The 13,679-nt window shown below is 45.0% G+C and carries 14 protein-coding genes; 12 read left to right on the top strand and 2 right to left on the bottom strand.

Translation table 11 applies throughout. The annotated features are described in order from the left end of the window. Positions 1 to 148: 148 nt before the first annotated feature. Positions 149 to 1,618, top strand: coding sequence for a nicotinate phosphoribosyltransferase (locus CRO17_RS15640; protein WP_097043421.1), 1,470 nt, complete (start codon positions 149 to 151; stop codon positions 1,616 to 1,618). A 242-nt stretch (positions 1,619 to 1,860) separates the two neighbouring features. Further along, a complete protein-coding gene (locus CRO17_RS15635) occupies positions 1,861 to 2,133 on the top strand; it encodes an HU family DNA-binding protein (protein WP_077305575.1) in 273 nt (90 codons plus the stop codon). 50 nt (positions 2,134 to 2,183) lie between these two features. On the opposite strand, the gene CRO17_RS15630 is transcribed toward CRO17_RS15635, so the two are convergent. Next, positions 2,184 to 2,594 (bottom strand): hypothetical protein, encoded by a 411-nt coding sequence (locus CRO17_RS15630; protein WP_097043420.1) that lies wholly within the window; start codon positions 2,592 to 2,594, stop codon positions 2,184 to 2,186. A 12-nt stretch (positions 2,595 to 2,606) separates the two neighbouring features. Continuing rightward, a complete protein-coding gene (locus CRO17_RS15625; RefSeq protein ID WP_097043419.1) occupies positions 2,607 to 3,245 on the bottom strand; it encodes a serine/threonine-protein kinase in 639 nt (212 codons plus the stop codon). Positions 3,246 to 3,494: 249 nt separating this feature from the next. Between CRO17_RS15625 and CRO17_RS15620 the strand changes: the two genes are divergently transcribed. From CRO17_RS15620 to CRO17_RS15575, 10 genes are all read left to right on the top strand, one after another. Continuing rightward, positions 3,495 to 4,037, top strand: a complete 543-nt coding sequence (locus tag CRO17_RS15620) for a DinB family protein (protein WP_097043418.1) — start codon at positions 3,495 to 3,497, stop codon at positions 4,035 to 4,037. A gap of 256 nt (positions 4,038 to 4,293) precedes the next feature. Next, the gene (locus CRO17_RS15615) at positions 4,294 to 4,683 is read left to right on the top strand and encodes a sporulation protein (RefSeq protein ID WP_179637139.1); all 390 of its coding nucleotides are present in this window, start codon (positions 4,294 to 4,296) and stop codon (positions 4,681 to 4,683) included. Positions 4,684 to 4,860: 177 nt separating this feature from the next. Then, on the top strand, positions 4,861 to 6,189 hold the full coding sequence (locus CRO17_RS15610; RefSeq protein WP_097043416.1) for a hemolysin family protein: 1,329 nt from the start codon (positions 4,861 to 4,863) through the stop codon (positions 6,187 to 6,189). A 70-nt stretch (positions 6,190 to 6,259) separates the two neighbouring features. Continuing rightward, positions 6,260 to 7,066, top strand: coding sequence for a helix-turn-helix domain-containing protein (locus tag CRO17_RS15605; RefSeq protein WP_245864818.1), 807 nt, complete (start codon positions 6,260 to 6,262; stop codon positions 7,064 to 7,066). A gap of 80 nt (positions 7,067 to 7,146) precedes the next feature. Beyond that, positions 7,147 to 8,298 carry a Gfo/Idh/MocA family protein gene (locus CRO17_RS15600; RefSeq protein ID WP_097043414.1) on the top strand — a complete coding sequence of 384 codons (1,152 nt, stop codon included), beginning with the start codon at positions 7,147 to 7,149 and terminating at the stop codon, positions 8,296 to 8,298. A gap of 13 nt (positions 8,299 to 8,311) precedes the next feature. Then, positions 8,312 to 9,487: a dihydrodipicolinate synthase family protein gene (locus tag CRO17_RS15595; RefSeq protein ID WP_097043413.1), complete on the top strand. Its 1,176-nt coding sequence runs from the start codon at positions 8,312 to 8,314 to the stop codon at positions 9,485 to 9,487. Further along, positions 9,484 to 10,302, top strand: a complete 819-nt coding sequence (locus tag CRO17_RS15590) for a sugar phosphate isomerase/epimerase family protein (protein WP_097043412.1) — start codon at positions 9,484 to 9,486, stop codon at positions 10,300 to 10,302. Before CRO17_RS15595 ends, CRO17_RS15590 begins: the two co-directional genes overlap by 4 nt. A 14-nt stretch (positions 10,303 to 10,316) precedes the next feature. Then, a complete protein-coding gene (locus CRO17_RS15585) occupies positions 10,317 to 11,408 on the top strand; it encodes a Gfo/Idh/MocA family protein (RefSeq protein WP_179637137.1) in 1,092 nt (363 codons plus the stop codon). Next, the gene (locus CRO17_RS15580) at positions 11,405 to 12,592 is read left to right on the top strand and encodes a Gfo/Idh/MocA family protein (RefSeq protein ID WP_097043410.1); all 1,188 of its coding nucleotides are present in this window, start codon (positions 11,405 to 11,407) and stop codon (positions 12,590 to 12,592) included. The genes CRO17_RS15585 and CRO17_RS15580 overlap by 4 nt, the downstream gene beginning before the upstream one ends. A gap of 61 nt (positions 12,593 to 12,653) precedes the next feature. Next, positions 12,654 to 13,664, top strand: coding sequence for a TRAP transporter substrate-binding protein (locus tag CRO17_RS15575; protein WP_097043409.1), 1,011 nt, complete (start codon positions 12,654 to 12,656; stop codon positions 13,662 to 13,664). Positions 13,665 to 13,679: the final 15 nt, after the last annotated feature.

Genomic DNA, 13,679 nt, shown 5'->3' with positions numbered 1-13,679 from the left:
AGCATCTTACGGTGTTTTTCGGCAATTTTTTATGTTTTTTTAAATTTTTGCGGTACAATAGATGGAACGAATAAGCTATCTGTTCTTTGGAAACGGATGCAGGAATACAGCTGTCAAAAGCACGGGCTGATTAGTGGAGGTTTCAAGCATGAGTTCGCAATATCCAGATGATGGACTGAGTTTACATACAGATCTGTATCAAATTAATATGGCGGAGACTTATTGGAATGATGGGATGCACGAAAAAAAGGCGGTTTTTGAGGTCTCGTTCCGGAAACTGCCGTTTGGCAATGGCTTTGCAGTATTTGCAGGGCTGGAGCGTGTGATAGAGTACTTGCAGCAGTTCCGGTTTACGGAAAGCGATTTACTTTATCTCAAGGAAGAGTTGGGATACGGGGGCGATTTCCTAGCTTATCTGAAAGATTTACGCTTTACTGGGACAGTATATTCTGTTGTAGAAGGTGAGCTGGTGTTCAGCAATGAACCGCTCATGCGCATTGAAGCACCATTAGCAGAAGCGCAGCTTGTTGAAACGGCAATTTTGAATATCGTTAATTACCAGACCCTGATTGCAACAAAAGCATCTCGAATCAAGCAGCTGCTTGGGGACGAGATTGCGCTTGAAATGGGAAGCCGCCGAGCGCATGAACTGGATGCAGCAGTGTGGGGAACAAGAGCTGCGTATATTGGGGGATTTGAGGCAACTTCGAATGTGCGTGCTGGCAAGAAGTTTGGTATACCGGTAGCGGGCACACTCGCACATTCTTTAATACAGGCATATCGCAATGAGTATATAGCTTTTACAAAGTATGCGGAACGGCATAAGAATTGTACATTCCTTGTCGACACATACGATACACTTCGCTCTGGTATTCCGAATGCAATTCGCGTTGCAAAAGAACAGGGTGACAACATTAACTTTACTGCCATCAGACTCGATAGTGGCGATCTTGCTTATTTGTCCAAGAAAGCAAGAAAAGCGCTGGATGAAGCTGGGTTTACTGATACAAAGATTTCCGCATCTAATGACTTGGACGAGGAAACGATTTTAAGTTTGAAAGCCCAAGGTGCAAAAATCGATATTTGGGGCATTGGCACAAAGCTGATTACAGCGTACGATCAGCCAGCATTAGGCGCGGTGTACAAGATGGTGAGCATCGAGGATGACGGTGTAATGCAGGATACTATCAAAATCAGCGGCAATCCGGAGAAAGTTTCAACTCCCGGCTTGAAAAAGGTCTATCGAATCATCAATCGGATCAACAAGAAATCCGAGGGCGATTATATTGCCATGGAGGATGAAAATCCGCAGGAGGAGGATCATCTTAAGATGTTCCACCCTGTCCATACGTACGTGAGCAAGTTCGTAACAGATTATGATGCAGTAAACTTGCAGCAAACGATTTTCCAGGATGGCCAGCTTGTGTATGAGCTGCCGAGAATTGAGGATATTCAGACATATGCGAAAGATAATCTGTCGCTTTTGTGGGATGAATACAAACGTCCAAAATCCCCAGAGGAATATCCAGTAGACCTCAGCCAGAAATGCTGGGACAACAAGATGGAGAACATCCAAAGAGTAAAAGAGCATGTAAAATCGTTAAATCAAACTATTTGATAGGGTTACAAATCAAGTTAATGGGAATAACTGTATCATCGGTTACTTGTCTTTTGCATAGGAAACCTGTTAAAATGCTGTTGCAGCAATGTTAAGAATGTAGTTTAATAGTTCCTCTGACAAGCAGACATGCTATAATAAGGAAATAAGGGAACTGTTCGCTTCCCTAAATAACAACTGAACATACAGCTTTTACATCATCGTGAAGGTTTTGTATAAATTTATAAAATGAGGTGTTTTTCATGAACAAAGCAGAATTAGTAGAAGCAGTAGCACAACAAGCAGAATTATCTAAAAAAGAAGCAAGCAAAGCAGTAGACGCACTACTGGAAACAATCTCTGAAACACTTGCTAACGATGAAAAAGTACAGCTAGTCGGCTTCGGAACATTCGAAGTGAGAGAGCGTGCTGCACGTACTGGCCGTAACCCGCAGACTGGTGAAGAAATTACAATCCCTGCATCTAAAGCGCCAGCTTTCAAAGCAGGTAAAGATTTCAAAGAAGCTGTAAAATAAGAATAGCTGTTAACAAAAACTGCCGACGCAATGCTGCGTCGGCAGTTTTTTTATAATTTACTAATATGTGTAATAGTTAGCTGACCGAGAGCGGTCTCCACTTTCCATAATGGCTCAAACATGGTGCGTAAGATGGCTGCTGTTGCCTCGTCTGTTTCCAGCCCCTGAACGGTCTTGTTATCTGTAACATAATCCTTCCCTTCTTCCTTACCGAAACGCAGCTGAAGCAGGTTGCGGACGCCGTTAAATGTAGGAAACGAAATGCTATAGCCTTCTGTCAGCGCAGCTGCTAGTTTATCCTTTTTTGACTCTAGTATTTCAGGGTTGGCATCTGGATAGCTCGCTTTAATTGCGGTAATGTTGCCTGCTTCAATAAGCGCTGCTGTATGTGCACGTTCTAATCCGCTGTGGACAATACGTTCAATTTGATATGCTTCTGCTTGTGAGATAGTAATGGTCATCATCAGTCTCCTTTACCGAATGGCTTTATTAGGCGGTGCTTGAACTGTGAAGGATTTTCGTTTCTTGTACAGATAGGCAATCAGTTCTAAGAGAATGCTAGGTATTTTCTTTGGAAATATTTTTTTCTTATATAGTTTTTCATACGCAATGTGCAGGTCCTTCCACTGGGTACATTGTTTCTGCTGTCGGAATCGTGCAGGATCAATCAGTCGGATGTCACCAGTTGGCGTGATTAAAATATTGCGCAGATGTATATCCGAAGGGTTCAATCCTTGTGCGGCAGCAAAGCGCAAGGCATGCTCAATTTCCACTATATGATGATCTTGAATCGGTATACCTTTACGCAGGCAATCATACAATGTGTAACCGGGAATATAGTCTATGACTAAATAGTTCTGACCAGCATCGTGCAAATCCGGGAAGTAGTGACTTGCGGCTAACGTTTGGTAGATTGCTGCTTCCTCAGCTGCAATATGCTGGAAGGCTGGAAAGAATACCTTTATTACAAGTGAAGATTCCAAGATTCGAAATGCAAATGCGCTCCGTCCGGTCCCGATTAGTTCAAGGGCGGTTGGATATGCTTTCAGATTTGGCATGGAATCAGGTCCTGTCATTTGAATCTGTTCTACAATCTGTTTGAAATCGGTCATTTTCAGCGCTCCTTTGCTGCGCAACAAGGGCTTGTACGGAGGAAGTGTATTTATTTATACGCACAAACAGGGAAGTCGGTGCATAAAAATAGTAAAAAGCTAGTCCGCCGCATGTTTAAAAAAACTGTAACGTCCTGATTTCTGCTATTTTCGCAGAAATCAGGCATGAATCCTTTACCTTCAGGGAAAATAGCATTATTGTCATCTATAAAGCACTAGCAGAAACTATATGAAGAAAAAGGTGATCCTATGGCAGAAAAACCTAGTAAAACGGAATACCCTGCTTATTATCAAGATTACATGAAACTAGTACCAGAGGGAAATATTGTTGCTTTATTTAAGGAACAAGAGCGCATGACAACAAACTTGCTGCAGGGCTTAACGGATCAGCAAGCATCCTTTGCATATGGAACAGATAAATGGACGATTAAGGAAGTCGTTGGACATCTGACCGATACAGAGCGCATCCTTGCTTATCGGCTGCTGACAATCGCCCGCGGAGATGTAACGCCGCTGCCTGGTTTCCGAGAAGATGCTTACGTGCAGCAGGCGGATTTCACAGGTATGACAGTTGCTAGCCTGCTGGCACAGTATAAGGCTGTACGTGCTTCCACTATTGCGTTAGTAGAATCGTTGAACGATCAAGATTGGACGAGGCAGGGAATGGCCAATAATTACATCACTTCTGTTCGAGCACTTGCCTATATCCTGCTTGGGCATGAGCGCCATCACCATAATATTCTGCATGAGCGGTACTTCGCTTCCGCAACCTACCCGGTAAATCGAATGTAATCTGGTGTATATTGACAGAGATACAGAACTGGTGTAGACTTTATCTCAGATTAGTAGAATACGATTGTGATTGCTCCAAAGGGGAGTAGCTTCCAGTTAAGTCGACAATACGTGATAGCTTGCTGTCGCCGGTTTAACTGACAACGTTAAGTTGTTTGCCAGACCTTTGCCAATTTGGTGAAGGCTGATTACGGACTGGACCTTCATGATGTGGAGGTCCTTTTCATTTAGTACAAATAAATGGAGGAACAAAGCCGTGTTAAAGAAGTGTTTAGAGATGATGCAGATGCGGGCGCCATCCATTACGCTCGTATTGGACCAGGCAAGCTATCAAGCAGGCGAAAAAATTGAAGGGCATTTTCAGCTCCATGGAGGCTGGAAAGACCAAAGTTTAAACAGATTAGATTGCGATTTGGTTATAAAAAACAGCGCAAACGATAAAATAGTGAATATAAAGAATGTACTTAGCATCTTTATGTCAAAGCAGCTGAAATCCAATGAACAGCTGAATAAGCCGTTCACCTTTCGATTGCCGGAAGAATTGGAACCAAGCTCCACTACCACTAGATATGAACTGAAGACCAAGCTTGTTTTTGCAAATGAAAAATGCGCAACCGATGATAGGCAAGTTCGGATTTTAGCGTAGACACATGATGAAGGGGGAGATTGCATTGGGAAGGCTTTGCTGAAGGTAACATCAATACAGGATAAAAGTTTTACTGGAGCTGCTCCTCGTCTAGGTGTCGCAGCTATTTTACTAATCTGCTTGTAAACTATCAAATAAATAAGTGAGGTGAATCCCTTCGTTTAAGAAGGGAGCTAATTGGACCCATCAATAGTCATAAATTTAAGTTTAGTTGTGTTATTCATCATTTTTACAGCCTTTTTCGTAGGTGCGGAATTTTCTGTCGTGAAAGTGCGTATGTCGCGCATCGATCAGCTTGTCGCTGAGGGTAACAAACGGGCCATTATTGTCCGCAAACTAGTGGATAACCTTGACTATTACTTGTCAGCGTGTCAGTTGGGAATTACGGTCACTGCCCTTGTATTGGGTGCATTAGGTGAGCCTACAGTCGAGAAAATACTGCATCCGCTTTTCCATGAGTTTGGTCTCTCTGAATCTCTGTCTACCATTCTCTCGTATGCAATTGCTTTTGCATCGGTTACATTTTTACATGTTGTAATTGGAGAGCTGGCACCAAAGACATTGGCGATTCAGTATACAGAGCAGCTGACATTAATCCTAGGGCCACCGTTGTATTGGTTTGGTAAATTGATGGCACCATTCATCTATTTGCTGAACGGATCTGCGCGTGTGTTTTTAAGAATGTTTGGTGTGAAGCCGGCAGCTCATGAATCAGCGCACTCGGAAGAGGAACTGCGTATTATCATGACGCAGAGCTATCAAAGTGGTGAGATTAACAAAACAGAACTTAGTTATATGGAGAATATCTTCACATTTGATGAACGTGTAGCAAAAGACATTATGGTACCGCGGACACAAGTGGTAACTTTGGAGAAATCCATGACAGCTGCTGAAGTTATTGAAGTGATAGATGAACATCAATTTACCCGTTACCTAGTGACAGATGATGGAGATAAAGACCATATTATCGGATTCGTTAATGTGAAAGAAATGCTGACAGATTTTGCTGCCGGCAGAAGACAGAACCTGCCTAACTTCATCCATGAACTGCCTACAATTCATGAAGGAACTTCACTGCAGAATGCCCTTTTGAAGATGCAGACAGAACGTGTACACATCGCGCTTGTAGTGGATGAGTATGGCGGTACAGCAGGTATTCTGACGATGGAAGACATCTTAGAAGAAATTGTTGGTGAAATTCACGATGAGTTTGATGACGATGAAGTACCGGATGTTCAAGAAGTCGATGGTCTTACTTATCATATCAATGGCCGTGTGCTGCTGGACGATCTTGAAGATCAATTTGACTTTGTATTCGACGATCGGGATGATGTGGATACAATCGGCGGCTGGATATTCGTTAAGAGTGATGAAGTGGATGATAAAACAACTGTTGTGGATGAAGCAGGAAATGAGTGGGAGGTTATCGAAATGGATAACCATCAGATCCTAATGATTGAACTGCGCATCCTGGAACAAAAACAGCTTCCTGTCATGGAAGCGTGAAAACAAGAGCGGAGAAAAAGGCCGGGATGCCTAATGTGCATCCCGGCCTTTTTATATGGAGGTAAAAACGGTGAGTGAGAAGCATACCATCAAACTTTATGAAAATAAGCATCAGGAAAAAAATGAGGTTGCCCGGCATCAGCATGATATCTCCCATCAACTGCTTTATGTTTTGGATGGAGAAGGCCGATGTGAACTGCATAATAGCAGCCAAGAGCTGCGGCCGGACAGTATTGTGCTCATTTCTCCTCATACGGAGCATGCTATTCACGCTCTTTCGAAGATGACGGTGCTTGTACTGGAGTTTAATAGCCATCATCTGGCAGAGGATGTTAACGCTTATTTAGTAGAACCGGTTTTTTCGGTGTCGCGCGTGTTGAATCTATCTTTGTTTGAAAGCAGTGAAATTCGGCAGCTGCTGCGGAAAATGCTGTTCGAGCAATCGCAAGTTCATCCTATTCATGCAATTGGGTTAAAGCTTTTGCTGGCACAGGTGTTATATCAGCTGACGATCATGCAGCAGGAGGATATGACGCAGGATATGAATGCAAGAAGAGCTAAATGGCTGAAGAACCATTTAGAGACTCGATATTTTGAGATTGCAAGTATGGAGGAATTGGCAGCGAAAGCCGGAGTGAGCAGTCGCTATATGAATCAAGTTTTCAAAGAAATGTATGATACAACGCCATATCAATTCCTCACAGAAGTACGACTGATAAAAGCGAAGAAAATGCTGCAAGAATCAGACCGTGAGATTGTCTCGATCTGCTTTGAAGTGGGATTTGAAGCAGTATCGACTTTTTATCGGGTGTTTAAAAAATATGTCGGCGTCACGCCGAATGTTTACCGGCGAACGACAGATGACTTCCGAAATTGAGAATTAAGGAAAAGATTGATAAGAAAAATGAAAACGCTTTATTTATACTGTTCTTAAAAGAATAGTGGGAGGGCGTTAGTATGGCAGCAAAGAAAATTGGGATAATCATGAACGGTGTAACAGGGAGAATGGGGACGAATCAGCATTTAATTCGCTCCATCGCAGCTATTCGTGCCGAAGGGGGCGTACTGCTCTCAAATGGAGAACGTCTCATACCGGATCCGATTTTGGTTGGAAGAAACGAAGAGAAGCTTTCCAAGCTTGCCAAAGAAAATAATGTAGAGCGTTATAGTACCGATCTGCAAGCGGCATTGGCAGATGATTATAACGTGATCTACTTTGACTCCCAGACGACAAATCGCAGAGAAGAGAGTATCAAACAAGCGATCAAATCAGGGAAACATATCTATTGTGAGAAGCCTACAGCAACTAGTCTGGAAGGGTCTTTAGAATTAGCGAGATTGGCGCGAGAGGCCGGAGTGAAGAACGGTGTGGTGCAAGATAAACTTTTCCTTCCGGGATTGCTAAAGCTGAAGCATTTAATCGATAGTGATTATTTTGGTGACATATTGTCTGTGAAGCTGGACTTTGGTTATTGGGTGTTTGAAGGTGACTGGCAGGAAGCGCAGCGTCCAAGCTGGAATTACCGGGCCGAAGATGGCGGCGGTATTATCGTCGATATGTTTGCGCATTGGCGCTATGTGATTGACCATCTATTCGGTGAGATTGACAGCATGACATGCATAGGAGCCACACACATTCCTTACCGAGTGGACGAAGCTGGTAATCGTTACAAAGCAACAGCGGATGATGCAGCGTATGCTATTTTCGCTTTGAAAAACGGTGTTGTCGTGCAAGCTAACTCTTCGTGGACAACGAGAGTGGATCGAGATGACCTTGTTACATTCCAAGTGGACGGCACGCTTGGCAGTGCGGTTGCTGGTTTGCGTGATTGTAAAGTCCAGCATCGTGCAGCAACACCAAAGCCAGTTTGGAATCCGGATATTCCGAATACAATCGACTTCCGCTCTCAGTGGGAATCACTGCCGGAAAACCGCACATATGACAATGGATTTAAAATTCAATGGGAACAGTTCTTGCGACATGTGGAAGAAGATGCTGCTTTCCCTTGGGACTTGCTTGAAGGTGCGAAAGGTACCCAGCTGTCTGATTTGGGATTAAAAGCGTGGCATGAAAAGAAGTGGGTCACTGTACCGAGCCTGGAAATCTAAAGGAGGAAGCGGCATGACAACAATTCTTTTACCAAAGCAAGGAGGTTCCTTGGAGCCGTATAAGCTGGTCGACGCAGCTTCTGCTTATCCGACAGAAGGGACTTTCCGAACGCGGACGGCTTACTCCGCTGCGCATGTTGTGGCGGACGCAAGGGCGTCAGCACATCCAATACTCGGCGGAGCAATTGATTGGGAAGCTACGCTTGCTTATCGAAAATCATTGTGGAAGCTCGGTTTTGGTGTGGCAGAAGCAATGGATACAGCGCAGCGAGGGATGGGTCTTACATGGGATATGGCAAAAGAACTGATTTCGATTAGTGCACAAGAAGCAAAGAAAGAGAATGCACTGCTCGCATCCGGCGCTGGCACAGACCATCTCGAGTCAGATAAGGAATATACGTTGGCGGAAATTAAGCGAGCGTATGAGGAACAAACAACCTTCGTGGAAGGAGCCGGCAGCCGTATCATCTTAATGGCAAGCCGTGCCTTAGCTGCGAGCGCTCGTTCTGCTGCGGACTATAAAGACGTTTACGGACATGTGCTAAAAGGTGTGAACAAACCTGTTATCCTCCACTGGCTTGGTCCGATGTTTGATCCAAAGCTTACAGGCTATTGGGGCACAGAAACAATTAACGCTGCGATGGATGCTTGTTTAGAACTGATACATCAAAATGAAACAAAGATAGATGGTATCAAAATTTCACTGCTGGATAAAGACAAAGAAATTGAGATGCGAGCGAAGCTGCCGGCATCTGTTCGTATGTATACCGGAGATGATTTTAATTATCCGGAGCTGATACAAGGAGATGGCGAGCGATACAGCCATGCACTGCTCGGAATCTTTGATGCAATTGCGCCAGCAGCATCCGAAGCGCTGCGTGCACTTGATGCTGATGATATAGAAGGGTATCGAGAGATCTTTGATAAGACCGTACCTCTCGCTCGGCATATTTTCGAGACACCAACTTATGCTTACAAAACAGGTGTTGTATTCTTGGCCTATCTTAATGGCTACCAATCACATTTCCGAATGATTGGCGGAGCTGAAGGAGCTCGGTCTGTTCTCCACTTGAGCGAACTCTTCCGGCTGGCAGATCAGGCTGGCGTACTGGTAGATCCAAATCTTGCTGTCCAGCGTATGCAGCTCGTGTTAAAGCTTGCAGGGATTGAACAGCAGGTGACAACATGACGAAAGCAAATCTGCAGCTGCTCAGTCTCAATCAGATTACGACAGAAAATTGGTCGCTTTCGGAAGCGATTCAAGGATGTGCACGACATGATATACACTGGATATCTATTTGGAGGCATAAGTTAGAGAAAATTGGCGTAAAAGAAGCGAGAAAGCTGCTGACGGAATACGGTGTGCAAGTATCCAGCCTTTGCCGCGGTGGTATGTTCCCAGCAGCGACAGAGCGGGAAAGGCAGCAGCGCATTGACGACAACAAGCGGGCAATTGAGGACGCGAAGACGTTGGGGACAGATGTGCTTGTGCTCGTATGCGGACCAGCGCCGGACAAAAATATTAAACAGGCACGTCATTGGGTAGAGGCAGGAATCGAAGCTATTCTTCCATATGCTGAAGAACTGGGTGTGAAGCTTGGAATTGAACCGCTGCATCCGATGTACGCTGCCGATCGCTCGGTTATTAATACATTGGGGCAGGCAAATGCACTGACAGAGTGTCTGCAATCCGATCATCTTGGTGTTGTGGCGGATGCCTTTCACATCTGGTGGGATCCCGAGCTGGAACAACAGATAGCTCGCGCAAAAGGGAAACTATTAGGGTTCCATGTATCTGATTGGAAAGTGCCCATGCGGGATATGTTTAAAGGCCGTGCGATGATGGGTGATGGTGTGATTGATTTGCGCGCGATGCGCGGCATGGTAGAGGAAGCAGGCTATCATGGTCCGATTGAAGTGGAGATTATTAACCAGGAAATTTGGGATCAGCCCGGTGATGATGTACTTCATCAAATGAAGCAATGCTACCAGGCACATGTGTAAAGGGGAGTTGTGAAATGGCACTGCTGCATCAGCTAGAAGAATTAGCCCAAAATATCGCTGCTTTTGGCAAAAGAGAACCGGTTCCTTTCGCTTTTTCGGTGGCAGGGCTCGACCACCCGCATATTTACAGTATGACGCAAGGGTTGCTGGATGCAGGCGCACAGCTTGTGCATATTTATGACAAGAACATAGACCAGTCGCAGGCATTTGCGGATAAATTTCGTACTGGAGAAGTTGTTTCGGAATTGTCCCATATCCTGCATAGTGAAGTGGAACTGGTAGCGACAAGTATTGTGCCATCTGAGCGATGCGATTTAGGTATTCAAGTGCTGGAGCATGATAAGCATTTTCTGTCGGCGAAAGCTCCTTTTACAACAATGGATCAGCTGCTAGCAGCAAAAGAAGCTGTACGCCGGACAGGAAAGAAATGGGCTGTCTTCTACAGTGAGCGCTTAGCGGTAGAAGCAGCATTGCTTGCAGATGAAATTGTACAGCAAGGCTTGATTGGTGAGCTCTTCCAGCTCACCGGATCGGGGCCGCATCGGCTGCAGGCAGACACACGGCCTGATTGGTTTTTCGATCTATCGAAAAATGGAGGGATACTCTGTGATATCGGCAGCCATCAAATTGAGCAGCTGCTGCACTATAGCAGAACTTCGGAAGCAAAAGTACTGCACAGCAAGGTAGCAAACTATGCACATCCTCAATACGGAGAATGGCAAGATTTTGGCGATGCAACACTAGTGACAGATACAGGTATCAGCCAATATTTCCGTGTTGACTGGTTCACACCTGCAGGCCTTCGGGTATGGGGAGACGGCCGAACGGTACTGCATGGAACGAATGGGTTTGTTGAGTTGCGCAAGTATACAGATGTCGCGCGTTCTGCTGAGGGAGAGCATCTGTATATCGTAACAGATCACGAAGAATTTTACTTTCCGGTAAAGGGGAAGGTTGGAATGCCTTATTTCAGCCAGTTGATGGATGATTGTGTGGATGGTACGGAAGTGGCGATGAGCCAGGAACATACCTTTCGGGCGGCGGCTTTGGCGATTCAAGCACAGGAAAGAGCCATCAGTCTGACGAAGGCAGGGGAAAAGCGGTGAAACAAAAAATTGTTTTAGTTGGGATGAACGGATATGGCGAGCATTACTTAGAAGCTCTATTGGATCGGGAAGATATCTTTTTCGCTGGTATTGTGGAAATTCATCCGGAGAAAAGCGCACTTTTAGAACAAGTGAAGCAGCAGGAGATTCCGATATTTACAACGATGGAAGCCTTCTATCAGCAGAACCAGGCTGATTTAGCAATCATCGCCACACCTATTCATTTGCATACAGAGCAGGCGATATGTGCGCTTCAGCATGAATCAAATGTGCTTTGTGAGAAACCAATATTTGCTGATATGCAGGATCGTGACCGATGGGAGCAGGCAATTGCCGCATCTGGCAAGTGGGCAGCTGTTGGATTTAACTGGTCGTTCACTGCACCTATTCTGGAGCTTAAAGAAGACATTCGCCATGGCGTCTATGGAAAACCGAAGCAGCTGAAGACGTTAGTTTTATGGCCGCGAGATGAAAACTACTTTGCTCGTTCAGCATGGTCAGGGAGGCTGGCAACCGCTAATGGAAAGCTGATTCGTGACAGCGTAGCGAATAATGCTGCTGCGCATTTTATTCATAATATGTTGTTTGTGCTAGGTGAAGAACTGCAGCGTACCGTGCAAATCAATCGTTTGGAGGCGGAGCTTTACCGAGCAAACGATATTGAAACATTTGATACTTGTGCTATCCGTCTAGAAACAGAGGATGGTTGCGAACTGCTCTTTCTGGGATCGCATGCGACAGCAAAAGAACAAGGGCCGCAATTTCTGTATACGTTTGAGAAAGGTCACATTGCATATGATTGCAATTTGGACCAAGGCGTTATTACGGCTTATACAGAAGATGGGCATGAGAAGGTCTATGGAAATCCGCAGGCAAATCATCTTGATAAATTAGATTATTGTATTGCTGCGCTGACAGACGGCAGAGACATCCCGTGTACCTTTGAAACAGCAATTGGTCATGCAGCAGTTATTGAAGCTGTGCATCAGGCGGTACCGCAGAGTCACCCGTTTCCGGCAGATGTACAGCAGGTGACTGGTAATAGGAGAACGGTCGCTGGATTAGAGGGAGCATTGCATGCTTGTTTTGAAAAAGGTAAGCTGCCAAACGAATTGCAGATTCCGTGGAGCAGATCTGCCAAGCAGGCAGATGTAGTCACAACCATGCAAAAAGGCAGCCCCTGATTTGGGTCTGTCGCATGCAGTATTTTGTAAGCGCTTTATACTATAGTGTGGAGGGTGGAGCATGAAACGAGCAAAAACGACGTGGTTGATTCTTGCTGTTTTACTGCTTGGAATCGGTGTGCTGATGATTGTTGGTCCATCAACAGATGCAGCTGAACAGGAGACAAAAAAACTTACAATGGGGCATATTCACAATCCAAATAGTCCGGTTTATGCCAGCTTAGAGGAATTCACAGGTGAACTAGAGGAGCGTACGGACGGGGTAATCTCGACAGACATTTACACAGAAGGCAGTCTTGGCGGAGAAAGAGTTATGCTGGAACTTGTCCAAAATGGTGTAGTGGATATGGCGAAAGTAAACGGTGGTGTGCTGGAGAGCTTTTATCCCGATTTTTCTATTTTTAGTTTGCCGTATGTGTTCGAGGATGAAGAGCACTTCAAAAAAGTCATGCAGTCAGAAATTGTGAAAAACCTTTATAAAGAGCTGGAAGAGGTTGGTTTGCATGGTATTGCTTATTATGATGCCGGAGCACGCAGTTTCTATACGGCTGATACACCAATTCAGACTCCTGAAGATTTGCATGGACTGAAGATCCGTACAATGACAAATACAACTTCTATTCGCACGATGGAGCTGCTCGGTGCCTCCCCGACGCCATTACCTGCTCCAGAAGTGTATACAGGGCTGCAGCAGGGTGTAATTGACGGAGCCGAGAGCAGTCCGATTGCTCTTACGGATGCGAACCATGGTGAGGTTGCTAAATTCTTTTCTTACGATGAACATACGCGTATCCCAGATTTCCTAATTATGAGTGAGAAGACTTGGGACAGCTTGACACCCGAGCAGCAGCAAGCAGTGGAGGAGTCAGCAGCAATTTCCTCTGAAAATCATAATGCGCGCTGGAATCAGTTAATCGAAGAAAGCATTAGAAAGGCAGAAGATGAAATGGGTGTCACGTTTAATGAACTGGACCAAGCTCCTTTCAAAGAACTTGTACAGCCGCTGATAGAAGAGAGGCGTGAAGATCCTAAGATTGCCAAGGTGCTTGATGACATCGCAGCATTGGAGTAACGGTCTTACAGAAAA

Origin of the sequence: Terribacillus aidingensis (assembly GCF_900215625.1) — a bacterium.
Lineage (GTDB): Bacteria > Bacillota > Bacilli > Bacillales > Amphibacillaceae > Terribacillus > Terribacillus aidingensis.
The sequence above is the reverse complement of the archived record's forward strand: the minus strand, read 5'-3'. Positions and strand labels throughout refer to the sequence as shown.